Genomic DNA, 26,504 nt, shown 5'->3' with positions numbered 1-26,504 from the left:
ACAAATCACGCCGCCGCGTCTTCCGCGGCTTCCGCCAGCAGGCCGAAGGCGTATTCGGCAAATGAGCGCCAGCATTCCAGGCGGAACGTGTCGTCCGCCAGCCGGTAGAGCACGATCTCGATCTTGCCGAACACCGTGCGGGTGACTGCCCCGACCGGGAAGGCGGCAAGCGACAGGTCGAGCGGGCAGCCGGCATTGAGCGTGTTTTCGGCACCCGGACCGGAGACCATGATGGCGGTGTTGCGGTGCGACACATCGGTGGCCGAATGCACGGCACCGGACGAGGCGCAAAGCCCCATCAGGTCGCCACCCGTCTCGTCGATCAGCAGCCATTCGTCCGGACCGATCCAGAAGGCCGAACGGCCGTTGAGCGACGCCGAGGTCTTCGGCGTGACAGGCAGGGTAAGGCCAAGCGCCTTGGAAAGAGCAGCGACGGCATCCGCCCCTGCCCGCAGCGCCACCCGCGTGGCCGGAGCGGCAGGCGTCAGACGAACCAACAAGGATCCGCCGTGAAAGCCCTCGAGTACGGATTTGCGCGAAGCAACCAGACCATCAACCATGGATGCGTCCCCCTTCCTTGTCAAAGAACACCATGTCCGTCACCTCGACCGCGATGGTCTTGTCCTTCATCGGCACATAGAGCGTCTCGCCCAGCCGCGCCCTTCCGTTGGCGACCATGGCGAAGGCGATCGAGCGGCCGAGATTTTCCGACCAGTAGGACGATGTCACATGGCCGAGCATGGTCATGGGCTTGGGCTGGTTCGGATCGGCCACGATCTGGCCGCCCTCCTCCAGCACTTCGCCCGGATCCTTGGTCAACAGGCCGACCAATTGCTTGCGGCCCTGACGCATCAGGTCGGGGCGCTTCAGGCCGCGAATGCCGACGAAATCGGTCTTCTTCTTGGAGACGGCCCAGGCAAGGCCGGCATCGTCCGGGGTCAGCGTCCCGTCGGTGTCCTGACCGACGATGATATAGCCCTTCTCGGCGCGCAGCACATGCATGGTCTCGGTGCCGTAGAGGCAGGCACCCATGCCTTCCGCCCGCTCCCAGATGGCCTTGAACACGTCTGGACCGAAATCGGCCGGCACGTTGACCTCAAAACCAAGCTCGCCGGTGAACGACACGCGGAACAGACGCGTCGGCACGCCGCAGAATTTGCCTTCGGCCACACTCATATGCGGGAAGGCCTCGTTGGAGATGTCGATGCCCTCCACAAAGGGCGCGATGATATCGCGGGCCTTCGGTCCCTGCACGGCAATCACCGCCCACTGTTCGGTGGCCGAGGTCAACCAGACCTTCAGATGCGGGAATTCCGTCTGCAGATAGTCTTCCATGTGATTGAGAACGCGCGGGGCACCGCCGGTCGTCGTCGTCACATGGAAGCGATCCTCGGCGATGCGGCCGACGACGCCGTCGTCATAGATGAAGCCATCGTCGCGGGTCATGATGCCGTAGCGGCATTTGCCGGGCTTCAGCGTATCCCAGGCATTGGTATACATCAGGTTGAGGAACTGCGCCGCATCCGGGCCGACCACCTCGATCTTACCGAGCGTCGAAGCGTTGAACACGCCGGCCGTCTCGCGGGCGGTCTTGCATTCGCGGTTCACCGCCGCATGCATGTCCTCGCCGGGGCGCGGATAATACCAGGCACGTTTCCAGTTGCCGACATCCTCGAACTCGGCGCCCTTCGACGCCTCATAGGCATGCATCGGCGTCTTGCGGGTCGGGTCGAACAGGTCGCCGCGCGAATGGTTGATCAGCGTGCCGAAGGTCACCGGCGTATACGGCGCGCGGAACGTGGTGAGGCCGACCTGCGGGATCTCCTTGCCGAGCATTTCGGCGGCAATCGCCAGGCCGTGCATGTTCGACAGCTTGCCCTGGTCGGAGGCCATGCCATTGGTGGTGAAGCGCTTGATATGCTCGATCGAGTGCATGCCTTCGCGCACCGCCAGGCGGATGTCCTTGGCACAGACATCGTGCTGGAAGTCGATAAAGGCCTTCACGGTCGTATCGCGCCCTGCGCCTTCCGCAGCACCGATCATGCCGCCGGTCCAGTCAAAGGCGTTTGCGCCGATCAGCGCCGCATTGACGGCGCCCTTGGCGCCGACGGCCACCGCCATGTCGCGACCGGCCGCATAGGCCTCGTCGAGCACGGCCTGCAAATCGTCGGTGCCGTTGCAGGTGCCAACGCACAGGCTTTCCTGCGCGTAAACGTCCGGCAGGAAGCGATCGCGCGCCGCATCGAATTTCAGCTTGCCGCGCGATTGCGAGAACAGATGCACCGACGGCGTCCAGCCGGCCGAGATCAGCAGCGCGTCGACCTCGATCTTGCGGGCAGACCCGCTGCCGCCATTACGCCTGACGCTCATCGACTTGATGCGCAGCCGGCCTGCCGTATCGACCACGGAATGGCCGGTCAGGACCTCGATGCCCAGCGCCTTTGCTTCCGACAGAACCCTGTCGCCCGGCTTTTCCCGGCAATCGACGATGGAAGCGATGGTGACGCCGGCCCTCTTCAGGTCGAACGCCGCCTCATAGGCCGAGTCATGCGCCGTATAGACGCCGACCTTGGCGCCGACAGCCACGCCGAAATGGTTGAGATAGGTGCGGCCGGCAGACGCCAGCATGATGCCGGGACGGTCGTTATTGGCAAACACCATGTGCCGCTCGATCGAGCCGGTGGCCAGGATCACCTTCTTGGCGCGCACCTGCCACAGCCGTTCGCGCGGGCTGGTCTTGCCCGGCTTGGCGACATGGTCGGTCACCCGCTCGGCAAGGGCGACGAAATTGTGGTTGTAGTAGCCGAAAGCCGTGGTGCGGCTCATCACCCGGACATTGGGCATGGCGGCCAGCCGCGCCGCGGTCACCTGCGCCCAGTCATAGCCGTTATGGCCATCGATCACGGCACCCGTATCATAGTGCAGCGCGCCGCCCATTTCCGGCTGCTCGTCGCAGAGAATGACCTTGGCGCCGGCTTCGGCCGCGGCAAGGGCAGCGGCCAGACCAGCCGCCCCACCGCCGACCACCAGAACGTCGCAATGGGCGTAGCGGTTGGCGTAGTGATCCGGATCTTCTTCCTTCGGCGCGACGCCGAGACCGGCAGCCCGGCGGATGAAGGGCTCATAGACCGTGTGCCAGGCGGCCTTCGGCCACATGAAGGTCTTGTAGTAGAAACCGGCGGCAAAAAACGCCGAGAAGAAATCGTTGACGACGCCGACATCGAAGGTGAGCGACGGCCAGCGGTTCTGGGTCTCGACCTTCATGCCGTCGAACACTTCCTGCACCGTGGCGCGCACGTTCGGCTGCTTGCGCGCCGAATCCCGGGAAATGTCGAGCAGGGCATTGGGCTCTTCGGGGCCAGCCGTCAGGATGCCGCGCGGCCGGTGATACTTGAACGAGCGTCCGGCCAGATGCAGGCCATTGGCCAGCATGGCGGAGGCGACGGTATCGCCTTCGAGCGCCGTCAGACAGCGGCCGTCGAGGGTGAAGCGGGCGGTTCTGGCCGGGGTCAGGCGGCCTTTGCCGGGAATACGATTGGCGCCGCTCATTTCGAGGCTCCCTTCGAGATGGCGTCGAGGACGGACGCATCGGGCTTCGGCTCGCCGGCCTTGTAGGTCAGCAGGAAGCGGTCGCTGACGGTGTCGCGCACCGCGTTGAAGAAGCGGCCGCAGCCATGCATATGGCGCCAGCGCTCGAAAATCAGGCCCTTGGGATTGTCCCGCAGGAAGAAGAACTCCGCGAATTCGTCATCGGAAATCTCGGCGATATTGGCCGGACGCACGATATGCGCCTCGCCGGCGCCGCGGAATTCGAGTTCGGCGCGCTCTTCCTCGCAATAGGGGCATTTGATCAGCAACATGATGGGCGATCCTTCGAAATCAATGTGCCACAGCGGCCGCGGCCGCTTCGTCGATCAGACGGCCGGTGCGGAAACGGTCCAGCGTCAAACCAGAGGCCAGACGATGCGGCTCGCCGCGTGCGATCAGATGGGCAAACAGGTTGGCCGAACCGGGCGTCGCCTTGAAGCCGCCGGTGCCCCAGCCGCAATTGACGAACAGGTTCGGAACCGGCGTGACGCTCTGGATCGCCGAGCGGTCGGGCGTATTGTCGGTAATGCCGCCCCATTGGCGCATCATCTTGACGCGGCGGAACATCGGGAACAGTTCGCAGATCGCATCCAGCGTATGGGTGATGATCTGCAGACCGCCGGTTTGCGAATAGGAATTGTACTGGTCGGTGCCGGCGCCGATGACGAACTCGCCCTTGTCCGACTGCGAGATATAGGCATGCACCGTGTTGGACATGACCACGCAGGGGAAGATCGGCTTCATCGGCTCGGAGACCAGCGCCTGCAGCGGCGTCGAATGCAGCGGCACGCGCACGCCGGCCATCTGCATGACAACCGAGGAATGGCCGGCCGCCGACACGCCGACCTTCTTGGCGCCGATGAAACCGCGCGATGTCTCGACGCCGATCACCTCGCCGCTGGGGGCCCGGCGGATGCCGGTCACTTCGGTATTCTGGATGATGTGCACGCCGCGATCGGACGCGGCACGGGCATAACCCCAGGCCACGGCATCGTGACGGGCGGTACCGCCGCGCCGCTGCAGCGCTGCACCGTTGATCGGGTAGCGGGCGGATTTCGAGATATCGAGCGGCGGACAGAAGGCCTTGGCCTGCTCCGGCGTCATCCATTCGTTGTCGATGCCATAGAGATTGTTGGCATTCACATGGCGCTTGAACGACTGCTGGTCATGCACATTGTGCGACAGCATCAGCACGCCGCGCGGCGAGTACATGACATTGTAGTTGAGATCCTGGCTCAGGCCCTCCCAGAGCTTCAGCGAATGCTCGTAGATGTCCATGCTCTCTTCGTAGAGATAGTTGGACCGGATAATCGTCGTGTTGCGGCCGGTATTGCCACCGCCAAGCCAACCCCGCTCGATCACCGCGACATTGGTGATGCCGTGTTCCTTGGCCAGGTAATAAGCCGCCCCCAGGCCATGACCACCGGCCCCGATGATGATCACGTCATAGGCTTGCCGCGGCTCCGGCGAGGTCCACTGGGCGTCCCAGCCTTTGTGGCCACGCAGCGCTTCGCGCGCCACGGCAAAAACGGAATATTTGCGCATTCGCCTCAAACTCCTATGGTTCAGGCAATTGGGTAGGACCATACACCTCGCAAATCAAGTTGCGACGCACAGTTCGTTTTGCGACGCATTGACGCCCATCTTTCGACACGGCGCAAATAAGCGCCTTACCCTTTGCATTTTTCCGCGGCAAACTGCAGTCCGCATCTGGACTTTGAAATCACGATCTGTTATTTCGCGCCAAAATCGCCGGAAATGCGTTCCGGCGGATGTTTTACTTTGTTCCGCTGATGGCAGCATTGTTGCGGATCAACAACACGAAACCAAAGGAACGGGATAGACGTGCAGGTACTTGTCCGCGACAACAACGTTGACCAGGCGCTTCGCGCTTTGAAGAAGAAGATGCAGCGCGAAGGTATCTTCCGCGAAATGAAGATGCGCGACTTCTACGAGAAGCCGTCTGAAAAGCGCGCCCGCGAAAAGGCGGAAGCGGTTCGCCGCGTTCGCAAGCTGGCCCGCAAGCGCATGCAGCGCGAAGGCCTGATTGCTGCACCGGCACCCCGCGCAGCAGCTGCCCGTTAATCGGTCGCTATTTAGACGTTTTCCGATGTTAGAGGGCGGGGGCGACTGGTTCGCCGCCGCCCTTCCAGTTATAATGATCAGCATCATGGCCCGTCCAGGGCTTTGCATGCAGAACGGAAAGCTTGCCGCATAATGGCTGACACGATCGCTTTGTCTCGACCCTTTCTCTCCCGCTCGCCCTTTGCAAACTGCACGCGCTCTGCCGCGTCGGCAATGATGATCCTCGGTGCGCTGACCTTGGCAGGCTGCCAGTCGACCAGCCAGACGGACGACATGATCCGCGTCGACCGGGCGCAAGGCTCGGAAGAAAACATTGCGTCGCTGTCTTCGGTGATCAACAGCAATCCCCAGGATCCGGAAGGCTACAACGTGCGCGGTTCGGCCTACGGCCGCGCCGGCGAATTCAGCCGGGCGCTTGCCGATTTCAACCGCGCCCTGGAGCTGAACCCGCGTTTCTACCAGGCCTATGCCAATCGCGGCCTCGTCTATCGCAACATGGGCAAGCCGGTCGAAGCCGCCGCCGACTATAATGCGGCCTTGAAGCTCAATCCCAATTACGATGTCGCCTATATCGGTCGCGGTAACGTCTATCGCCAGGCCGGCCGCATCGACGAAGCCTTCGGCGACTTCAACCGCGCCATTCAGCTCGACACCACCGATGGTCGCGCCTATCACAATCGCGGCCTGATCTACCAGTTGCGCGGCCAGCACGACAAGGCGATCGACGATTTCTCCAAGGCGATCTCGCTGTCGCCGAGCGCACCGGAGCCCTATAACGGCCGCGGGGTGTCCTATGTCGCGCTGAACGACGACGAGAATGCCTTCGCCGATTTCAACCACGCCATCGAACTGGACGGCAAGGTCGCCGAATCCTGGGCCAATCAGGCGCTGATCTACGAGCGCCGCGGCGACAAGGCGCGCGCTGCGAAGTCCTATGCCCATGCGCTCGGGCTTGACCCCAAATACACACCGGCCCAGGCCGGCCTGGCGCGAACCCGGGCCGGAAGCTGAAAAAAGCCACATAGCCTGAAGACATCTGCGATGCCGGCACCGTCAGGGGTCGGCATTTTCATGTCGGGCTGCGGTCATTCACCGTCAGACCAGATTCTCGGCCCAGTTCAGCGCATAGTCCGCCACCTCTTCCCAACCGGGTTCGGACAGGATGAAATGCGAGCGTCCGGCAAACTGCTTGAAATCCGTACGGCTCGGCGATTTCCTCTGCTTCTCGAAGGCCGTACGGGCCATGGAAGGCGTCACCGTGCGGTCCATTTCTCCCTCGATGATCAACAGCGGCTGCAACCTTTCCTTCGGATGGATGACAAGGCCGATCCCTGTCGCTGCCTGATAGAAGATCCGCCCCGATGTCGGCACCACCAACCGCTCAAAGGCCGCCTGCTGGCTGGCCGCGTCCACCGTATTGGCGAAGTTCATGGCAAAGTGCTGGTGGCTGATCGTATAGGGCCGGTTCCATCCGTTCCAGCGCAGCAGGATGGGCAAGGCGCCGGCAAGCGTCGTACCATCGGGCACGATGCCGGCAAACGGTGCGGGGGCCACGGCTACCCCGGCCCGGCCGATACCCCGGTCGAGCAGCAACTGCGCCACCAGTCCGCCGAACGAATGGCCGATGATCAGCGGCGGCACCGGCAGCGTATTGATGATTCGCGCATAGTGATCGACGATCGTGCCGACCGTCATGCTGCCGAGGCCTGCCGGCGGATGGCTGCGCAGGGCAGCCGCCGGGCCGTCGATGAAGGGCCAGGCGGGAGCAAGGACCCGATATTCGGCAGCCTCGAAAACGGTTGTGAAGGGATCCCAGCACGCCGGCGTCATCCAGGCGCCGTGAATGAAAACCACAGGTTTGCGACTCGTATAGGGCACTTCATTGCTCATGGCGCTACCCTCAATATTGGCCGAAACTGCGTCGCCTACCCCTTATACTTTGCAAATGCCAATTATGACCGGGGGATGATCAACTAAAAATTGCCGATAGGCAATTGGTTTTGCTTCAGGGCGCAGCGGACAACAAAAAGCGCATCGGAAGCATGAAACCTCCGATACGCTGGGATAGGCCCGATTTTATGATGTCCGTATGCCGCTACTGCTTAGCGCAGCATGAAGACGCCCGCGACGCTCAGCACGATGAAGACCAGCACACCGCCGAGGAAACCGGCAGAGCTGAAGAAGCCCGCCGCCATGGCGATCATCAGCGCGACCATGATGGCCGTGCCGTACTTGGCGCCGGCGATGAAATAGTCGTAGGTCTTTTCGTGCGACGCATAGTCCATCGATGCGCCGGTTTCGACCGGACCCGTGTGATGTTCGCTCATAGTTTCGCTTCCCTCGAAATGGTCGGCGCTGCTGCCGAAGCCCTTGGTTCAGGCAGCGATATCAATCCCTGCCGCTATAAACCGAATACACAACGGATCTTAAAGACGCAACAAGATCGCGCAACACTTGAATCTCAGTAATCGATCCCGGCCTGCGCCCCCAAGATTGCCCCGGAAGCGACGAGGCGGGCAGAAGGAAGCACCGTCAGGCTCGGAGAGCCTCCCTGTTCGGGTCGGCCGAACATCAGCCGACGCTCGTGACTGGCCGAATCGAAGAACGGGTAGCGCCGAAGAAGCTTGTTGCCAACCGTATGGGTATTGGTTGACATCAATGTAAGCTCGAGCCCGTAGATTTCCGTCATCCGCCGCTCAACCAGCGTGTCAGCGTAGAATACCCTCTTGTAGAAGGCCGCATGGGGTGGCCGCACATGTTGCAGCACTCGGTCCGCCCTGAAATAGGCGGCTGCGACAATGCTGGGGCGGAGGGTGATATAGGGAATTACCGGCAACTCGGCAGCGACCTGCGGATCAGCAGCAAATCGAGCAGGATCAATGAGGGTCAACCCGGCGTCCAGCAGATCGTCCATGATATCAGGAAACACACCTGCCGACTGGGATACCCGATGGTCCGGCGTCACATAATGCAACCGGATCGTACTGACCAACTCCTCAAAGTAGTAGACCCCGAACACATAGGCATTCGGATCGAAATCCACATCGTCGATGAGCGTGTGGGAACCTACCGGCAGAACGCCGGCGGCCTTGTAGGCCTTGAAACGCAACCTTTCGATGTCACCGAAATCCTCGCTGCTCTCGATGCGGCGATACTCGATATTGTCTAGCAACGCCATCATCTTGTCGGGAAAGCTCTCGGCCGCAGGTTTAAAATCACTCATATGATCACTCATCAAAACCGTTAAAATTTTGAAAATATGATTACCATTTGGATAACGCCATCGCAGCATCAAACTGGTCCCTTTTAGTCAATTACTTTGTATTAAGGTTAACGAAAGAAACAGGGATTGCTAAAATCACCTAACAATTAAGGGGTTTTCCGCTCTCGCACCCTCAAAATGCGAAGACACCTCACAATTTCAGGAGGCTGTTTGGAAGCCGCTTTCGGTCCACGTGTTAAGCATAAGGCGGCCTCGCCGGCAGAGGCATCTGCACTTCGGCCGATGCCGCATGCCCGCCGTTCACCGGCATTGGGGGCACGGCGGCGGGCCGAGATATCGCTTGCGGATCTTGTCTTCGGGATGGGGAAATGTCAGGCGACGCGCGGGCCGCGACGCTGCAGCGGGCGCTTTTCGGCCTCGTTGCTTAAGGCCCGGATCTTCTCGGAGGCCACCGGCATCGAGAACAGATAGCCCTGGATCAGATCGCCGCAATTGTACTTGTTGATCAGCGCCAGCTGGTCTTCCGTCTCGACGCCCTCGACGACGATCTCCAGGTCGAGCTGGCGCGACAGGTTGACGATGCCGCGCAGCAGCTTGAGCCGGCGTGCATCCTCGCCGATGTTGCGCACGAAGGAGCGGTCGATCTTGACCACGTCGATCGGCAGCGTGTCGAGATAGCTGAGGCTTGAGAAGCCGGTGCCAAAATCGTCGATGGCGATGGTAATGCCCTTGGCACGCAGCATTTCGAGCAAGGCACGGACGGCAGACAATTCCTCCATCAGGCTGCTTTCGGTCACTTCCAGATGCAGCCGCGACGCAGGCAGGCCGGTCTCAGCCAGCGCTTCGATGATGGTGTCGGCGATCGCTCCGTCCCGCAGGTCATGCACCGACAGGTTGACCGATACCGCGATATGTTCCGGCCAGGTCATGCAGTCGCGGCAGGCCTGGCGGATCATGAACCGGGTAATGTCGGAGACGATGCCCATCTCTTCGGCAATCTGGATGAAGACATTCGGCGGAATGGCGCCCTTCTCGGGATGGGTCCAGCGTGACAACGCCTCACAGCACTCGATCCGCGAACCATCCGGCTTGAACATCGGCTGGTAGACGGCATTGAGCGACTGGGATTCGACGGCGGCACGCAGATCGGACTTCAGACGCTGGCGCTCGATATAGCGGGCATCCATCTCTTCGGCGAACAAAGTGAAGGCGCCCTTGCCGCGCGACTTGGATTCAAACAGCGCCAGATCGACCTTGATCTGCCATTCGTCCATACGCAGATCCTCACTGAGCATCATCACGCCGCCGGCCGAGAAGTTGACCCGGAAGGTCGATCCGTCGACCTCGTAGTCTCCGGCTGCCTGCACATGAATGGCGCGCATGCGCGCCTCCAACTCGATCGGGTCAGCAGCATCTGCCAGGAACAGCACGAACTGGTCGCCGACCAGATGCCCGGTCAGAACGTCGCTTCCGGCCGCTGCCGACAGCCGGTTGGCAATGGCCAAAAGCAGGCGGTCACCCGTCAGGTGGCCCTTTACGTCGTTGACATGCTTGAAGTCGTTGACGTCGAGGACGAGGAAGCCGACAGGACCGCTGCTTGTCCGATGATCGATACGGTCCTTGACAAGCTCGGCGAAATAATTGCGGTGCGGCAGGCCGGTCAGCGCATCGAACCGCACCATCTGCAGGATCTTGCGCTCGGCCCGCGCCCGCGCCGTCACGTCCTCGAAGATCAGCACCACGCCGCCTTCGGGGCGACGGCTGGCGGAAAACTCCAGGATCAGGTCGTCGGAGAACTGCATGACAGCCCGCGAGATCGATCCGTCGATCATCTGAGTCAGTTGCCTCTGGATCAGCGCCGGCATCGATCCGTCAACGAAAGTGTGCCGGACGCCATAGCGCAGCACCACATCGATATCGCAATTCTTCAGCCGGTTGCGCTCCCCCAGATGCAGCAGTTCGCAGGCCTTGCGGTTGATCACCTGGATCCGGTTCTGCGGATCGAGCATCAGCAGGCCATGCGTCATGTTGTTCAGCGCCGTATCGAAACTGTCGGCGATTTTCCGCATTTCGCGGGTGGCGATGACGTTTTCGTAAAGAAACTCCCTGACACCCTTGGCCATGACCTGCGTGGTCAGCACGAACGGTACCAGCATGATCGAAAGCAGCACCTTGTAGGGATCGTCCGAGAAAATGGCCCCGACGATGATCGGCAAGCAGCAGGCCAGGCTCTGAAGATTGACCGCGAGGCGCGAGCCGTAATTGCGCCCGACGACCGAGACCATCGACGCCATCGTGACGGAAATGCAAGCAAGTTCGACGAACGTGTCCTCGTAGGCGAGGATCGAATAGCCACAGCCCACGCCGAGAATGGCGGCGGTCGCGCCGCCACCCAGCACATAGCGGATTTCCCATCGGCGAATGTCGGTCACGTTCCACGCCGATTTGTCCACGGCGCTAAACTTGATGAACCAGAAGATGCGGTAGGCGAACACGGCCGCGAATCCGCAGGACAGATAGATGAAGTAAGGGTCCTGCGTCTTATGGAAGACAGCGACATAGGTCAGGATATGGACGACCATACCGGTGAAAAGTGTCTGGCGGTTGCCAAATAGCGAACTCACAAACGACAGATAGACATCGGTCGGCACAGTGTTCGCGGCGCGGGCCTTCATCTGTCGTCTCCTTTTGCAGGCCCGACAGTAGGATAAAACGTTTTAAAATTTGCTATCCAAATCGACGGGGTTTTACGCATTTTTGTAAGTGGTCCTTTACAGTCATAGCGAATTCCAGGCCCCGCAAACCGACCAAACCACCGTAAAGCCAAACCCTTAGCGTCCGTACTGCACAAACGCACAGCCCTGGCGCCACCCCCGATCCGGCCCATCTGCCATCATACCTCCCCGGATGCGGCGCCATCAAGGCGCAACTCCAATCGCGCAGACTATCAGGATCGACGAAAGTCCTATGAAGTATGGACTTTCGCCGTTCGAGACCTGCATGACGCCAGTTGCACGAGGTCGGCGCATGTTCTATGGACATGGTCAAGTCTAGGGGAGAAAAAAATGGGATTGCTATTGGCGATAAGCCGCCTGATCGACCGGATCAACGAGACAATCGGTCGATCAGTGTCTTGGTTGCTGCTCGCAGCCGTACTCATCAGCACGGGAAATGCGATCGTCCGCAAGATGTTCGACATCTCGTCCAATGCTTGGCTCGAACTGCAATGGTATCTTTTCGGCACAGTCTTCATGCTGGCGGCCGCCTATGCGCTTCTCAAGAATGAGCATATCCGCATCGATATCGTATCGAGTTCCTGGTCGAAAAGGACGCGCGACTGGATCGACCTGATCCTTCACACGATCTTCCTCGTGCCCTTCTCCTTCCTGATGGCCTACCTTGCCTGGCCATGGTTCTGGCGATCCTTTGCCAGCGGTGAAATCTCTTCCAGCGCCGGCGGTTTGATCATCTGGCCCGCCAAGGCAGCGGTCCTGCTCGGCTTCATGCTTCTGACGGCACAGGCCTTTTCCGAAATCATCAAGCGGGCCGCAATCCTCTTCGGCTATATGGAAGATCCGGTCGACACTGCTGCGGCAGCCGCCGAAACGCACAGCATAGAGGGCCGCTAGGATGATCGATTTCATCGCCCACAATCTCGCGCCGATCATGTTCACGACGGTCATGCTGATGCTGCTGCTCGGCTATCCCGTCGCCTTTACGCTGGCTGCCGGCGGACTGATCTATTTCGCCCTCGGTGTCGAGCTGTCCACCATCTCGCCGGAGATCCGGCTGTTCTGGCCGCTGCTGCAATCCCACCCGGAACGCATCTACGGCATCATGTACAATGACACGCTGCTGTCGATCCCCTTCTTCACCCTGATGGGACTGATCCTCGAGCGGTCGCGCATGGCGGAAGACCTGCTGGATACGATCGGTCAGCTGTTCGGACCGATCCGTGGCGGTCTTGCCTATGCGGTCATCCTGGTCGGCGCCCTGCTGGGCGCCACGACCGGCGTCGTTGCGGCATCGGTGATGGCGATGGGGTTGATCTCGCTGCCAATCATGCTGCGCTATCATTATAACCAGCCCCTGGTGGCCGGCACCATCGCCGCATCCGGTACGCTGGCACAGATCGTCCCGCCCTCACTGGTGCTGATCGTCATGGCCGACCAGCTCGGCCGCTCGGTCGGCGACATGTATGTCGGCGCGCTCTATCCAGCCCTGCTGATCGTCGCCGCTTACTGCCTCTACATCTTCGCCGTCACCATGGTTCGCCCCGACTGGGCGCCGGCCCTGCCGAAGGAAGCGCGCACGCTCGGTGATGGCGTGACGTCGCTGTTTGTGATGCTGGCCATCTCGGTGGCCCTGTATTTCCTCGGCCATGAAGTGCTTTTCCTCGGCATTGCCAGCCCGGAATGGCGGCTGGTTGCAGCCCTGGCCTTCGGAGTGATCACGGTCTACCTGATCGCGCTGGCCAATCGAACCTTCAGCCTGAACGTCATTTCCAGGCTGACCCAGCAGGTGGTCATCGTGCTGATCCCGCCGCTGGCGCTGATCTTCCTCGTGCTGGGCACCATCTTCCTCGGCATCGCCACGCCAACCGAAGGCGGCGCCATGGGGGCCGCAGGTGCCTTGCTGATGGCCGCGATGAAAGGCCGCCTGTCCATGGCGACCCTCAAGCATGCCTTGGATGCCACGACCAAGCTGTCGGCTTTCGTCATGATGATCCTGATCGGCGCACGCGTCTTCGGCCTGACCTTCTACGGCATCAACGGCAATGTCTGGATCGAGGAACTGCTGCTGGCACTGCCGGGCGGCGAATATGGCTTCCTGATCGTCGTCACCATTATTGTCTTCATCCTCGGCTGCTTTCTCGACTTCTTCGAGATCGCCTTCATCATGGTCCCTCTGCTGGCGCCGGTGGCCGACAAGCTCGGCATCGACCTGGTCTGGTTCGGGGTCATCCTCGGCATCAACCTGCAGACCTCGTTCCTGACGCCGCCCTTCGGCTTCTCGCTGTTCTACCTGCGCTCCATCACGCCGGCCGGTTCGTGGAAGGACCAGGTGACCGGCAAGATGATGGCCGGGGTCAGCACGATCGCTATTTACAAGGGCGTTTTCCCTTACATCGTCATCCAGTTCATCATGATCCTGGTGGTCATTGCCTTCCCCGGTCTGGTGATGCGCTACAAGAGCGGGCACGAAACCGTGGATCCCAGTACCATCCAGATCCAGATCCCGGGCTTTGGCAACAACAACTCCAATGCATCGGGTGCGACACCGCAGGCACCGGGTGGTCTCGGATTGCCACCGCTCGGCTCCGACGGCAAGGGCGGTCAAGGTCAAGCTCCGGCCTTCGGTCTGCCGCCGCTGGGCGGCAACGGCAACAACGGCTTGCCCGGCCAAGCTCCGGCCACGACCACCCCTGCCCCCGGCATGGACCTCAGCCAGCCGCCGAAGTTCAACTAGCGGCATTGTCGCAAGACGAGCTATGAAGGTATTTGAAAAGGCCCCGCATCGGGGCCTTTTTTCATCAAGCAGACGCCATGCAAAAAGCCTCGGGACGATGGTCATCCCGAGGCTTTCTCATGAAACGAGGCAGGAGAAGCTTAGAGCTTGCCGTTGCGCTGCTGGATCATCATGAAGGTGTCGAACGTGTATTCCGACAGCTGCATCCACAGATAGCCTTCGCGCTTGAAAGCCACCTGGTCTTCGTAGATCTTCTTGAAGTCGGCATTGGTCGCCGAAATCTCGGCATAGACTTCGAGGGCGGCATTGTAACAGGCCTCGAGGATTTCCTGGCTGAACGGACGCAGGATCGTGCCTTCGCCGACCAGCTGCTTGATCGCCGTCGGGTTCTTGGAATCGTATTTCGCCATCATGTTGGTATTGGCGAAAGAGCAGGCATCCTGCAGAATGGCCTGGTAGCCCTTCGGCAGGTCGTTCCACTTGTCGAGATTGACGAAGGAGTGGATGACCGGGCCGCCTTCCCAGAAGGCCGGGTAGTAGTAATACTTGGCCACCTTGTAGAAGCCGAGCTTGTGGTCGTCATAGGGGCCGACCCATTCGGCGGCATCGATCGTGCCCTTTTCCAGCGCCGGATAGATATCGCCGCCAGCGATCTGCTGCGGAACACCGCCGAGCTTTTCGATGACCTTGCCGGCCAGACCGGCGATGCGCATCTTGACGCCCTTGATGTCGTCGACGGTGTTGATTTCCTTGCGGAACCAGCCACCCATCTGCGCACCGGTATTGCCGGAGATCATGCCGTAGAGATTGTGCTTGGCATAGAACTCGTTGAGCAGCGTATTGCCGTTGCCGTTATAGAACCACGAATTGGTCAGGCGGGCATTGAGGCCGAAGGGAATGGCCGTACCGATCGCGAAAGTCGGATCCTTGCCGACATAGTAGTAGGAGCAGGTATGGCACATCTCGACCGTGCCCGCGCTGACGGCATCGGCTGCCTGCAGGCCCGGAACGATTTCGCCGGCGGCAAAAGTCTGGATCGTGAAATTGCCGTCCGTCGCCGCAGCGACCCTGGCCGCGACATCTTCCGCGCCCCCAAAAATCGTGTCGAGCGACTTCGGAAATGACGACGTGAGACGCCAGGTGATTTTCGGATTTGTCTGCGCGATGGCAGGGGCTGCGAGTACAGTGGACGCGGCAGCACCTGCACTGGCGACACCTGCGTTTTTGATAAATGAACGACGATCCATGCATTGACCTCCCAACATGGTTGCTCTGCCAACAAGTACCTTGCGGCCTCCTCCCAGCAGCAATGCTGGCGAGCTAACCATTTTGTCCAAAGCGTTTCAAGCACGATGCCGATATTCTTTTGACTAATGCCGCGAAGGACTTGCACAAGGGCAATCACTTGCGGACAAAGGTGCGGCGGAATGCTTTCACGCAGGCGCAACCTGAGAGAAGAAACGTGCGGTGCGCGGCGCGATTATCCGTTGACTTGCCCTGGACACTGGCCGCACAAAGCCATGACAGACGAATATCCCGGAGCCTTCCATGCCCAAGCCGATCATCGCCATTCCCGCCGATATCAGAGAATTCGACGGAACGACTTGGCATGCCGCGCAGAATCAGTATGTCCGCGCCGCCCTGAAGGTGGCCGATGTCATGTCCTTCATCATCCCCGCCTTCGAGGCCGGCAATGACACGGACGCCATTCTCGACCGAGTCGACGGGCTGCTGGTCTCGGGCTCGGCGACCAATGTCCATCCCTCGCTCTACGGCCAGGAAGCCCGCGACAGCGACGGCCCCTTCGATCCGGCCCGCGACGCCACCACCATGCCGCTGATCAAACGGGCGCTCGATCGCGGTATTCCGCTGCTGGCCATCTGCCGGGGTATTCAGGAATTGAACGTCGCCCTTGGCGGAACATTGGCCAGCGAGATCCAGGAGCAGCCTGGCGTCTGGGACCATCGCAAGCCGGCCGATGTCGACCGCGACACGGCGTTTGCGGTCCGCCAGAACGTCATCGTCGCCAAAGGATCCTGCATTGCCCGCTATCTCGGCACGGGCGAGGTCATGGTCAACTCCCTGCACCGCCAGGCGATCTCGAAAACGGCACCCCGCCTGCAGGTCGAAGCCGTCGCCGAAGACGGCACGATCGAGGCCGTCTCGGTGATCGATGCCAAGGGTTTTGCCATCGGTGTGCAATGGCACCCGGAATACTGGGCAGAGACGGATGCCCCGTCCCGCGCCCTGTTCGAAGCCTTTGGCAACGCGGTCCGCGCCTATGCGGGCGACCGCAGCTAGTCCGAGCTATTTCGGCGGCGTTTCCGGAACCGGCGTCAGCACTGTGCCGTTGCCAAACCAGCTGATCAGGTTGTCGACCACCAGGTCTGCCATGGCATTGCGCGTCGGCACGGAGGCCGAGGCGACATGCGGCAGAAGCGAGGCGTTCGGCAGGTCGATCAGCGCCTGCGGCACCTTCGGCTCCTCCTGAAACACATCGAGCCCCGCGGCAGCGATCGTGCCGTCCTGCAAAGCGGCGATCAGCGCGTCTTCGTCGACGCTCCAGCCGCGGCCGACATTGATCAGCACGCCGTTAGGCCCCAGCGCCTTCAGCACCGCGGCATCGATCGCCTTATGGGTCTCGGCTGTCTTTGGCACGATGCAAATCAGCGTATCGACCGCAGCGGCCAGATCCAGCAACGAGGCGTGATAGCCATAGGGGCAATCGGCCTTCGGCCGGCGGGTGTGATAGCTGATCTTGACCTTGAACGGCTCCAGCCGCTTGGCGATCTCGCCACCGATGCGCCCGAGGCCAAAAAGACCGACATGGCGACCGCGCAGCGACAGCGGCGAGAGCGGGAATGGCCCGTTGTTGGCCCAGCGTCCCTCCCGCAGATAGGCCTCGGTCCGCGGCAATTGCCGGACCGTGTTGATCAGCAGCGCAATGGTCGTGTCGGCCACTTCGTCGTCCAGCACATCGGGCGTATTGGTGACGATGATGCCACGGCTGGCGGCGGCCGCCACATCCACGCCATCATAGCCAACGCCGAAATTGGCGATGATTTCCAGATTGGGCAGCCGTTCCATCCAGGCAGCCGGAACCGCGCCGGACACGGCAATGCCGCGCACCCGCGCCGCATCCGCCTCGCCAAGCTCCAGTGGCGCGCCTTGCGGCGCCGTCAGGATATCGAACTCGGCCTGCAACCGGTCAAGGACGCGCGGGTGTATCTTGCCCGGCACGAGAATGGCGGACTTTTGCTGGCTCATCGTCTCTCCTTAGCGTTTGATTGGTCCGGTCGACTGCCGGATCCGCATTTCCGGCTTGATCAGGTGGATGCCGTCCGGCTCGTGACTGCCGGCCAGCTTATCCAGAAGCGCGCGGGCTGCAAGCCTTCCGACCTCGGCCTGACCATTCCATACGGTCGTCAGCGATGGCGTGGCGATGGAGGCCTCCTCCAGATCGTCATAGCCCGTCACGGAAATATCCCGGCCCGGCGTCAGGCCGGCGCGCGCGATGCCGTTCATCAGGCCGATGGCCACCAGATCGTTCCAGCAGACGGCCGCCGTCGGCTTTTGCGGCAGCGACAGGAAATTCACCGCAGCCTCGAACCCGCCCTGCTTGGTGCGCGGGCCTGGGATGCGAAGCTCGGGATCCACCTCGATTCCGGCCTTGCGCAGCGCGTTGACATAGCCTTGGTAGCGGTCGCGGCCGGTCGAGGTCTGATCGGTGCCGCCGATCATGGCGATGGTGCGGTGGCCAAGGCCGATCAGGTGATTGGTGGCCAGCGATATGCCGTAGCTGTCGTCGCCGCGATAAGTCGGCAGGTCGACCCCGTCCATGGAACGCGCCACGAGGATCGCCGGCATGCCGTTTTCCTCGGCGAGCATCACATCCTCCGGCGGCGTGCCGATGGCCGGCGACATGATCACGCCGTCGCCGCCGAGCTGCAGCAGGGTTTCGATGAACATCCGCTGCTTTTCGACGGAATCGTAATGGTTCGACAGGATGAAGGTCTGGCGGCTACGGTCGAGCTCGCTTTCGATGGCTTTCAGAATCTCGCCGTAGAACGGATTCATGATGTCGTGAACGACAACGCCGATAATGCCGGAGCGCGACGTTCTGAGACTGGCGGCACGGCGGTTGTAGATATAGCCGAGAAACCGCGCCTGTTCCTTGATCTTCTCGCGTGTGTCAGTCGCCACAAGCGGACTGTCGCGCAGGGCCAGCGATATGGTGGCGGTGGACAGGCCGAGACTCTCGGCGATCGTTGACAGCTTGATTTTCTGTGCCACGTGTCCTCCCACTCGGCAGATCAAACAGGACCCGGCGCCAATCTGGACGCGCAAGTTCGATTAAACATTTTAATTAAACAATTTAATCCCGTTTCGCAATTGCCTTTTTCTTTGGAAATTCAGTCCCGCCGACGGCCTGCGTCAGCGTGCCATTACGGATCACTCGACTGCAGATTGGCATCCATTGTCGCCAGCAGCCGCAGCAGCTGCTTCACTTCCTTGCCCGACATGCCCTTGGTGGCGCGTCGGTCGCAATCCACTGTTGCCGCCTCGATGCGCTCAGACGAACTGCGTCCCGTTTCCGTCAGGTAGACCTTGGTCAGCCGTGCGTCCCGATCGTCGGCGCGGCGTTCCAGAAAACCTTGCGCCTCCATGCGGCCGATGGTGCGGGTCATCGTCGGCGCCTTGACGCCGAGCTGCTGGGCAAGCGCACCGGGCGTCTGGCCGTCTTCCGCCGACAGGAGAAGAATGACGCCGTCCTGACCCGCATAGAGCCCGCTCGCAGACAGGCTGCGCGACTGCAGGGTACGCATGCTGCGCGCCGCCTGAGTAATGGCGGCGCCAAGACCGGCCAGCGAGACGTCGTCTGCCTCTTTTTTCTTGCCCGATTTGTTTTTCTTGTCGCCCTTGTCTTTTTTCGACATCTTCCCCCCTGTGCCGCCCGCGGCGTTTGGCCGGCTATTCCTATGCCGGCTAACGTTTATACGGCCTTAAAAGCAATGTCGAGAATGAGAAATACACTGCCGATGCACCGCCCCGACCCGCATTTTCCGCAAAACGATCCGTATCTGACACCGGCGGCGCGCGCAGGCTGGATTGCCGTCCTGCCGCTCGGCGCCCAGGAGCAGCACGGGCCGCATCTGCCCTTCAACACCGACACGCTGATCGCCGCAGGGCTGGTGCAAAGGCTGATTGCCGCCCTGCCCGCCGATCTGCCTGCAACCTTCCTGCCGACCGAACCCATCGGCTATTCGATCGAGCACATGGATGTGGCCGGCACGCGCACCCTGGCCTTCGACGAAGCGGTGTTTCGCTGGCTCGGCATTGCCGAAAACCTGTCGCGCCAGGGCATCCGCAAGTTCGTCATGCTGAACGCCCATGGCGGCAATGCGCCGCTGATGACCATCGTTGCAACCGAGGCCCGCATCCGCTTCGGCATGCTGGCGGTCGCCACCAGTTGGACCCGGTTCGGCCAGCCGGAGGGCTGGATCAGCCCGAGCGACAAGGCGGTCGACATCCATGGCGGCGATATCGAGACCTCTGTGATGCTGGCCCTCCATCCGGACAAGGTCGACATGGCCAAGGCCGCCGATTTCCCCTCCAGACAGTCCGAATTCGCCACCCGCTTCACCCATCTGCGCGCCTATGGACCCCATGCCTTCGGCTGGAAGATGACCGACCTCAACCCTGACGGCGTAGCCGGCAATGCCGCAGCGGCGACGGTCGAAAAAGGCGAACGCCTCCTCGCCCATGCGGTAACGGGCATCATCGACCTGCTGCGGGATGTCGATCGGTTCGATATCACCGCTGATTTTGCCCCGGTCCATAGTGCACCGACAATACCAAGGTAGCGGCGGCACGCATACACCAACAAAACCCTTTGAACTCATGCGCGGCTGCGCCTATATGGAGGTAATACCATAACAGCGCGCATTGCCGCCCATCCCATCGATCGAGGTTTTCCATGACCGAAACTGCTGCCATCAAGCCTATTCCCGTGACCGTTCTGACCGGCTATCTCGGTGCCGGCAAGACGACGCTGCTGAACCGCATCTTGTCGGAAAACCACGGCAAGAAATATGCGGTCATCGTCAACGAATTCGGCGAGATCGGCATCGACAACGACCTGATCGTCGAATCGGACGAAGAAATCTACGAGATGAACAATGGCTGCGTCTGCTGCACCGTGCGCGGCGACCTGATCCGTGTCGTCGAAGGCCTGATGCGCCGCCCCGACCGCTTCGACGGCATCATCGTCGAAACCACCGGCCTTGCCGATCCTGTTCCGGTTGCCCAGACCTTTTTCATGGACGACGACGTGCGCGCCAAGACGGAACTGGACGCCGTCGTGGCGCTGGTCGACGCCAAGCATCTGCCGCTGCGCCTGAAGGACAGCCGCGAGGCCGAAGACCAGATCGCCTTTGCCGATGTCGTTGTGATCAACAAGGCCGATCTCGTCAGCCACGACGAACTGCATCACATCCAGGATATCGTGCGCGCCATCAACCCTTCGGCCCGCGTCTACACGACGACCCGTTCGGGCGTCGACCTCGGAAAGGTCCTGAACCAGGGCGCCTTCAACCTCGAGCGGGCGCTTGAAAACGATCCGCATTTCCTCGATCACGACGACCCGGACCATGTCTGCGGCCCCGATTGCGGCCATGACCACGGGCACGATCATCACGACCATGGTCATGACCATCATGATCATCACCACCATGATCACGATCATGCGCATGGCCACGGCCATGATCACCACGATCACGGTCCGTCGGCCATCCATGACGTAACCGTCGTCTCGGTGTCGTTGCGCGGCGGCGAGATGAACCCCGAGCGGTTCTTCCCCTGGATCCAGAAGGTGACGCAGACGCAAGGCCCGAACATCTTGCGGCTGAAGGGCATCATCGCCTTCAAGGGCGACGCCGAACGCTATGTCGTGCAGGGCGTGCACATGATCATCGAAGGCGACCACCAGCGCGCCTGGAAGGATGGCGAAAAGCATGAAAGCCGTCTGGTCTTCATCGGCCGCGATCTCGATCGCGAAAAGCTCGAAAAGAGCTTCCACGCCTGCGAGGCCGCCGCCTGATGCCGACGGTTGCTCCGCTTGATCTTGAAGGCCATGTGCTGACGGCTAGTTTTCTCGGTGATATCCCGGTTTTTGCAACCTCCGCCGGCACCATCCACCGCATGGACGGCGGCGAGAAGGTGACAGAGTTGCATCAGGGCTTGCTGACCTGCGTCAAGGATACCGCGAACCAGACGCTGCTGACCGGCGGCGAAGACGGCAAGGTACAGCGCATCGCCCATGATGGCACGGTGAGCGAACTTGCCCATGTGCCGCGCAAGTGGATTTCCGTGGTCGCCAGCGGCCCGCAGGGCGCCGTCGCCTATGCCATCGGCAAGACGATCTTCGTTCGGCTTTCCGATGGCACGGTCAAGCAATTCACCGAGGAACGCACCGTCGAAGGCCTCGATTTCGCGCCCAAAGGCCTGCGCGTCGCGGCGGCCCGCTACAATGGCGTGACTCTGCATTGGGTCGGCACATCTGGCGCGCCGGTCGACCTGGAATGGAAAGGCGCCCATACCGGCGTCACCTTCTCGCCGGATGGCCGCTTCGTCGTTACCACCATGCAGGAAAATGCCCTGCATGGCTGGAAACTCGACAGCAAGGCCGCCGACAGCCGCCATATGCGCATGACCGGCTATCCGGCCAAGGTCAAGTCGCTATCCTGGTCGGTGAAGGGCAAGTGGCTCGCCTCCTCCGGCGCTCCGGCCGCTATCGTCTGGCCGTTTTCCGGCAAGGACGGCCCGATGGGCAAGACGCCGCTGGAACTGGGCACCCGCGCCAACATCATGGTCAGCCAGGTCGCCTTCCATCCGGTCGAAGAGGTGCTGGCGATCGGTTTCATCGACGGCATGATCCTGGCGGTACGGATTGCCGACGGCAAGGAGGCGCTGCTGCGCCGGCCCGGCAAGGGCGCCATCACCTCGCTTGCCTGGAGCGCCACCGGCAAGCTGATGGCCTTCGCCTCGGAAGCGGGCGACTGCGGCATCGTCGATATCGCGGCATAACCAAGGCCCAACGCGCGGGACGACAGGAAATCAAACGCCAAGCGGCGGCCCTCCGGCCGCCGTTTCCGGTTGCGCTGAGATGGCTAACGATCCGTCAGAACTCTTCCCAGCCGGCATCGCCGCCGCCACCGCGGCCGCCCACAATATTCAGGCTGGCCGCAAACAGTTCTTCCAGGTTGAGAAAGCAGATCATCGCGTCCTGATGCGCCAGGATGCCTTCGGAAAATTTGGCGGCCTGCCCGGCGGTCTGCGGCACGGGCTGCAGGCTCTCGGCGGGAACGGTCAAGATATCCGAAACCCCTTCGACCAGCAGGCCGAGCGTCATATTGTTGACGTCTGTGACGATGATGGCGCTTCGCTCCGACGCTTCCGTGCCCGGCATTCCGAGCTTGACGGCAAGATCGATGATCGGAATCACGGTGCCGCGAAGATTGATCACCCCCAGGACTTCGTAGGGCGCGTGCGGTATCGGCGTGACCGGCGCCCATCCACGTATCTCCCGAATCGAGCGCGTCTTGACGCAGAAGGATTGATCATTGAGTCGGAAAGCGATGATTTCCAGGAACTCGGCAGCACTGGCGGTCATGTTCACGCAAGGATCCTCGCGATGTCGATTATCGGTATCTTTGCTTGTACGCCGGGAATCTGGTGCAAGGCTGGCCTTCTCGCCACGGATTGACCCGCACAAACAAAACGGCCGCCCGGAGGCGGCCGTCGCTATGCATACGATGCCCGGATTAGAAGCGATAGGTGATACCGGTGCCGATCAGCCACGGATCGAGCTTGGCCTTGCCGGTAAATTTCGTGCCGCCGATCGTCGTCTCGTAATCGGCTTCGAGGAACAGCTTCTTGACGTCGAAGTTGACACCCCAATGCTCGTTGAGCATGTAGTCGAAACCGACCTGCAGGGCGGCGCCGAAGGTGTCCTCGACATCGAGATCCGATGCTGTCGAGCCGGACTGGTTGTAGAATATGGTGTAGTTCACGCCTGCGCCAACATAAGGCTTGAAGGCGCCGAAGTCGGTGAAGTGATACTGCAGGGTCAGCGTCGGTGGCAGCACCCAAGTCTTGCCGATCTTGTCCAGTCCCGCCACGCTGCCTTCGCCGTAAACATTGGCGTAGGTGGTGCCGAGAATGAGTTCTGCAGCAATATTGTCGGTGAAGTAGTAGGAAATATCCAGCTCGGGGATGACGCTGTCGCTGTAGGACAGATCGGAGCCGGCGACGCCATCGACCGAACCTTCGTCATTGGTGATGACGCCAAGGCCACGAACGCGGATCTGCCAAGGGCTCTGCGGTGCCAGCGACTGGGCTTCCGGTGCCGCATCCATAACCGGCGCGAGATCCGCCGCCAGGGTCGCCTGACCAAACAGCGCGAATGCAGCGGTTGCGGCGAGGGCGGCAATCCGCCCGGTCCTAATTTTCGTCATGTGTCTCTCCTGATCGAATTCTCGCTTAACGCAGGAGGAAACTAGCGCCGAGCCCGCCGGCAAGTATTTGATGCAAATCAATACATATAAAGTCCGCCATCTATCGGACAAGTTTGCCTTGGGATTGTCACAATTTGGCAACGCTATTTTCTGACGAATTGCAAGTTCGGGTAGTATCGGCCGCAAGGTCGATGCGGCCGACAACACAAAACGCGGCGGATCGGACGCCGAGGCGATTCGAGATTCGGACGAGAGCGCTGACTATACGGCGGCCTGACCTTTCGATCAGTCCCGGCCCAGCCCTGTCGCCGTTCAGAAGCCGCGGCCGGTGCGCTTGTCATTCTCGATACGCGTCACACAGCCGGTAAGCTTGGCCAGAAGAATGTCGAAATCGATCGGCTTGGTCAGATAATCGGCCGCGCCGGCCTGCAACCCGGCAATCAGGTTGTCCCTGTCGGCAAGCGCGGTCAGGAAGATAAACGGTATGTTGGAGAATTCCGGATGGTTGAGCTGGATATCCGCCAGCAACTGATGCCCGTCCATTTCCGGCATGGTGATATCGCAGATGACGATATCCGGCCACTTGGTCAGGATCATTTCTAGACCTTCCCGACCATTTGTTGCCTGGAGCGTCTTGAAACCCGCATCCTCCAGCTCTTCCACGACCAGCGAACGGATCTGGTCTTCGTCTTCAATACAAAGGATTGTGATCATACTGGCACCGATATTCCGCCTCAGGCGGCCTCTATGGTTGGGATGGAAGAATTGTTGGCAGCAGGCGTAGCTATGGGGAGTGTGACGGTGAAGACCGAACCGCACCCTTTCTGGCTGGTGACCGAAATCGAACCCTGGTGCAGCTCGAGAATCTGCTGCACCAGGTTTAGGCCGATACCCGTTCCGGCAATTCCGGTCGAGGTACGGGCTCTGAAGTAGCGCTGGAACATTTTCGGCAGGTCATCGGCATCAATGCCGATACCCTGGTCCTTGACTGAGACATGGACAAAACCGTTCTCCTGCCAACCGGTGATGAAAATGTCCGGTGCGTTGGCCGCATATTTCGCCGCATTCGACAGAAGATTCGTGAAGACCTGCTGAAGCGCCGACTGGTCGGCCAGGATTGTGGCCGGCAGGCGCTCAAGATCGAGATGGAACCGATGCGACGGGCTAATGCCCTTCTGGCCCGCGCAACAGAGTTCTATGAGTTCGCTCAGCTTGCAATTCTCGGGCTGGATGCTGATCACGCCATGATCCAGCCGACCGACGGCCAGAATGCTTTCCATCAGGCTGACCATGCGCAACACGGAGGCGCGGATCTGGTCGACCTTTTCGCCGATGAACTCGTCCGTGATCTCGCGTTTGCGCCGGGTCAGTCGTTGTGCCGCGCCATCGATGATTGCCAATGGCGTGCGAAACTCGTGCGACGCCATGGCCACAAACTGCCGCTGCTGCTCATTGACGTGACGCTCGTGGTTGAGCAACCTTTCAAGCTTCTGTGCCTGAAGCTCGATTTCCGCCGTGCGGGCCCTGACGATGTCCTCAAGTCTATCGCGATGATGCAGCAGTTCGCGCTCGGCCGTCTTGCGGGCCGTGACATCCACATAGGTGATCACACAGCCGCCGCCCGGCGACGGCGCGGAGCGAACCTCCAGGACCAGGCCCGTCGCAGTATCGCGATCGAACGAATGTTCGAGAAAGAGCTTTACATGACGAATGCGGTCCTGCGCCAATTCCTCGATATCGCCCGGCCCATATTCACCACGCGCCGCGTTGAAGCGCAGGATATCCTTGAAGCTGCAGCCGACCGGAAACCGTTCCGCGGGCAGGTCGAGGATTTCGTAAAACCGCTTGTTCGTCATCGCGACGGTCAGATCCTCATCAAGCGCGCAGACCCCACCAGGGAAATTGTCGACCGTCATCCGAAGCAGATGAAAAATGTTCTCGTGCAGGACATGGCCGTCACCTTCAGCCGCCTGCAACGGTTGCCCATCCGGTGCCGGAGACGCGACAGTCCGCATTTCCTGCTCCTGCTTGGCGAGAATGACCGTCGATATATCCCCCACCAGCGCATTCAGGACATCTAGATGTGCGTAGTCTCCTTCTTCCTCATTCCCGACATAGACCGCCAGCGCGCCGATCGGATCGTCCGTCGCACCGGCAATCGGAACAAGAATGCGGTGCATCGGCAATTGCGGGTCCGGCCCCACCTGTATGGAAGGGCTGATCTCGACATAGGTCTCAAGCTGCGACCAGTGCACGTTGTAATAGCCGGCAAGCATGGCCTTCTGCCGGCCGCTGCCGAGGAGATAAAGTGCAGCACTGGTCCTCAGTTCCAGTTGTTTGGTCTCAACGATGACCCGAAGGATATCAGGAATGAGTTGCGCCATGATCCGATCGGAGTAACCCACACGCAGGATCAGTCGGCCGGTGGCATGGCCCCAGCCGGCGATCTCCATATTGCCCATCCGTCGCCTGTGCATGATCTGTCTGTCCGCTCTTTGCCGCGACAACAGGATGACCGTATCGGGTGAACATTCACTTAAGAGCGCGCGAATATAGTCGTAGGCGTGCAACCGCTGGATTGCAGATTGGCGTCACAGGACCCGCCCGGCCATCGGCCGGCACCA

At 60.9% G+C, this 26,504-nt stretch carries 24 protein-coding genes; 8 read left to right on the top strand and 16 right to left on the bottom strand.

All coding sequences use genetic code 11. The features are described 5' to 3' along the window. Window positions 1-5: 5 nt before the first annotated feature. The 4 genes from HFC70_RS03730 to HFC70_RS03715 are packed head-to-tail and all read right to left on the bottom strand — an operon-like array spanning window position 6 to window position 5,133. Window positions 6-560, bottom strand: coding sequence for a sarcosine oxidase subunit gamma (locus tag HFC70_RS03730; RefSeq protein ID WP_168471869.1), 555 nt, complete (start codon window positions 558-560; stop codon window positions 6-8). After that, window positions 553-3,549 (bottom strand): sarcosine oxidase subunit alpha, encoded by a 2,997-nt coding sequence (locus HFC70_RS03725; protein ID WP_168471868.1) that lies wholly within the window; start codon window positions 3,547-3,549, stop codon window positions 553-555. Before HFC70_RS03725 ends, HFC70_RS03730 begins: the two co-directional genes overlap by 8 nt. Continuing rightward, window positions 3,546-3,860 carry a sarcosine oxidase subunit delta gene (locus HFC70_RS03720; RefSeq protein ID WP_168471867.1) on the bottom strand — a complete coding sequence of 105 codons (315 nt, stop codon included), beginning with the start codon at window positions 3,858-3,860 and terminating at the stop codon, window positions 3,546-3,548. Before HFC70_RS03720 ends, HFC70_RS03725 begins: the two co-directional genes overlap by 4 nt. A gap of 19 nt (window positions 3,861-3,879) precedes the next feature. Further along, window positions 3,880-5,133, bottom strand: coding sequence for a sarcosine oxidase subunit beta family protein (locus tag HFC70_RS03715; RefSeq protein WP_168471866.1), 1,254 nt, complete (start codon window positions 5,131-5,133; stop codon window positions 3,880-3,882). 300 nt (window positions 5,134-5,433) lie between these two features. Here HFC70_RS03715 and rpsU point away from each other — a divergent pair, with 300 nt between their 5' ends. Both rpsU and HFC70_RS03705 read left to right on the top strand, forming a co-directional pair. Next, window positions 5,434-5,673, top strand: coding sequence for a 30S ribosomal protein S21 (gene rpsU / locus HFC70_RS03710; RefSeq protein ID WP_168471865.1), 240 nt, complete (start codon window positions 5,434-5,436; stop codon window positions 5,671-5,673). Window positions 5,674-5,805: 132 nt separating this feature from the next. Continuing rightward, window positions 5,806-6,684 (top strand): tetratricopeptide repeat protein, encoded by an 879-nt coding sequence (locus HFC70_RS03705; RefSeq protein WP_246735641.1) that lies wholly within the window; start codon window positions 5,806-5,808, stop codon window positions 6,682-6,684. A gap of 84 nt (window positions 6,685-6,768) precedes the next feature. On the opposite strand, the gene HFC70_RS03700 is transcribed toward HFC70_RS03705, so the two are convergent. The 4 genes from HFC70_RS03700 to HFC70_RS03685 form a co-directional block, all read right to left on the bottom strand. Next, window positions 6,769-7,563: an alpha/beta hydrolase gene (locus HFC70_RS03700; protein WP_168471864.1), complete on the bottom strand. Its 795-nt coding sequence runs from the start codon at window positions 7,561-7,563 to the stop codon at window positions 6,769-6,771. A gap of 212 nt (window positions 7,564-7,775) precedes the next feature. Next, window positions 7,776-8,000: an aa3-type cytochrome c oxidase subunit IV gene (locus tag HFC70_RS03695; RefSeq protein ID WP_168471863.1), complete on the bottom strand. Its 225-nt coding sequence runs from the start codon at window positions 7,998-8,000 to the stop codon at window positions 7,776-7,778. 134 nt (window positions 8,001-8,134) lie between these two features. After that, window positions 8,135-8,896, bottom strand: coding sequence for a hypothetical protein (locus tag HFC70_RS03690; protein ID WP_168471862.1), 762 nt, complete (start codon window positions 8,894-8,896; stop codon window positions 8,135-8,137). Window positions 8,897-9,267: 371 nt separating this feature from the next. Next, window positions 9,268-11,571, bottom strand: a complete 2,304-nt coding sequence (locus HFC70_RS03685; RefSeq protein WP_168471861.1) for a bifunctional diguanylate cyclase/phosphodiesterase — start codon at window positions 11,569-11,571, stop codon at window positions 9,268-9,270. Window positions 11,572-11,961: 390 nt separating this feature from the next. On the opposite strand from HFC70_RS03685, the gene HFC70_RS03680 reads away from it, so the two are divergent. Together HFC70_RS03680 and HFC70_RS03675 are read left to right on the top strand one after the other, a co-directional pair. After that, window positions 11,962-12,525, top strand: a complete 564-nt coding sequence (locus HFC70_RS03680) for a TRAP transporter small permease subunit (RefSeq protein WP_168471860.1) — start codon at window positions 11,962-11,964, stop codon at window positions 12,523-12,525. Between the two features lies 1 nt (window position 12,526). Next, a complete protein-coding gene (locus HFC70_RS03675) occupies window positions 12,527-14,365 on the top strand; it encodes a TRAP transporter large permease subunit (RefSeq protein WP_168471859.1) in 1,839 nt (612 codons plus the stop codon). A gap of 140 nt (window positions 14,366-14,505) precedes the next feature. Here HFC70_RS03675 and HFC70_RS03670 read toward each other — a convergent pair whose 3' ends face one another. Beyond that, on the bottom strand, window positions 14,506-15,612 hold the full coding sequence (locus HFC70_RS03670; protein ID WP_168471858.1) for a TRAP transporter substrate-binding protein: 1,107 nt from the start codon (window positions 15,610-15,612) through the stop codon (window positions 14,506-14,508). Window positions 15,613-15,913: 301 nt separating this feature from the next. On the opposite strand from HFC70_RS03670, the gene HFC70_RS03665 reads away from it, so the two are divergent. Then, window positions 15,914-16,666 (top strand): gamma-glutamyl-gamma-aminobutyrate hydrolase family protein, encoded by a 753-nt coding sequence (locus HFC70_RS03665; RefSeq protein WP_168471857.1) that lies wholly within the window; start codon window positions 15,914-15,916, stop codon window positions 16,664-16,666. Between the two features lie 6 nt (window positions 16,667-16,672). Here the strand turns inward: HFC70_RS03665 and HFC70_RS03660 are convergent, their stop codons facing one another. From HFC70_RS03660 to HFC70_RS03650, 3 genes are all read right to left on the bottom strand, one after another. Continuing rightward, complete coding sequence (locus tag HFC70_RS03660) at window positions 16,673-17,632, bottom strand: 2-hydroxyacid dehydrogenase (RefSeq protein WP_168471856.1); 960 nt, start codon at window positions 17,630-17,632, stop codon at window positions 16,673-16,675. A 9-nt stretch (window positions 17,633-17,641) separates the two neighbouring features. After that, complete coding sequence (locus HFC70_RS03655) at window positions 17,642-18,658, bottom strand: LacI family DNA-binding transcriptional regulator (RefSeq protein WP_168471855.1); 1,017 nt, start codon at window positions 18,656-18,658, stop codon at window positions 17,642-17,644. A 152-nt stretch (window positions 18,659-18,810) separates the two neighbouring features. Continuing rightward, window positions 18,811-19,302, bottom strand: coding sequence for a MarR family winged helix-turn-helix transcriptional regulator (locus tag HFC70_RS03650; protein WP_168471854.1), 492 nt, complete (start codon window positions 19,300-19,302; stop codon window positions 18,811-18,813). Between the two features lie 102 nt (window positions 19,303-19,404). Between HFC70_RS03650 and HFC70_RS03645 the strand changes: the two genes are divergently transcribed. The 3 genes from HFC70_RS03645 to HFC70_RS03635 all read left to right on the top strand — a co-directional run bounded on the left by HFC70_RS03645 (window position 19,405) and on the right by HFC70_RS03635 (window position 22,450). After that, window positions 19,405-20,229 (top strand): creatininase family protein, encoded by an 825-nt coding sequence (locus HFC70_RS03645; protein ID WP_168472190.1) that lies wholly within the window; start codon window positions 19,405-19,407, stop codon window positions 20,227-20,229. 113 nt (window positions 20,230-20,342) lie between these two features. Then, window positions 20,343-21,464 (top strand): GTP-binding protein, encoded by a 1,122-nt coding sequence (locus HFC70_RS03640; RefSeq protein ID WP_168471853.1) that lies wholly within the window; start codon window positions 20,343-20,345, stop codon window positions 21,462-21,464. Beyond that, window positions 21,464-22,450, top strand: a complete 987-nt coding sequence (locus tag HFC70_RS03635; protein ID WP_168471852.1) for a WD40 repeat domain-containing protein — start codon at window positions 21,464-21,466, stop codon at window positions 22,448-22,450. Before HFC70_RS03640 ends, HFC70_RS03635 begins: the two co-directional genes overlap by 1 nt. 94 nt (window positions 22,451-22,544) lie before the next feature. On the opposite strand, the gene HFC70_RS03630 is transcribed toward HFC70_RS03635, so the two are convergent. From HFC70_RS03630 to HFC70_RS03615, 4 genes are all read right to left on the bottom strand, one after another. Further along, the gene (locus HFC70_RS03630; protein ID WP_168472189.1) at window positions 22,545-23,036 is read right to left on the bottom strand and encodes a chemotaxis protein CheW; all 492 of its coding nucleotides are present in this window, start codon (window positions 23,034-23,036) and stop codon (window positions 22,545-22,547) included. Between the two features lie 151 nt (window positions 23,037-23,187). Continuing rightward, the gene (locus HFC70_RS03625) at window positions 23,188-23,880 is read right to left on the bottom strand and encodes an OmpW family protein (RefSeq protein ID WP_168471851.1); all 693 of its coding nucleotides are present in this window, start codon (window positions 23,878-23,880) and stop codon (window positions 23,188-23,190) included. Between the two features lie 312 nt (window positions 23,881-24,192). Next, window positions 24,193-24,594 (bottom strand): response regulator, encoded by a 402-nt coding sequence (locus HFC70_RS03620; protein ID WP_168471850.1) that lies wholly within the window; start codon window positions 24,592-24,594, stop codon window positions 24,193-24,195. A gap of 20 nt (window positions 24,595-24,614) precedes the next feature. Further along, complete coding sequence (locus HFC70_RS03615) at window positions 24,615-26,357, bottom strand: PAS-domain containing protein (protein WP_246735640.1); 1,743 nt, start codon at window positions 26,355-26,357, stop codon at window positions 24,615-24,617. Window positions 26,358-26,504 lie beyond the last annotated feature (147 nt).

Origin of the sequence: Agrobacterium sp. a22-2, from assembly GCF_012276985.1 — a bacterium.
Classification (GTDB): Bacteria; Pseudomonadota; Alphaproteobacteria; order Rhizobiales; family Rhizobiaceae; genus Allorhizobium.
The sequence above is the reverse complement of the archived record's forward strand: the minus strand, read 5'-3'. Positions and strand labels throughout refer to the sequence as shown.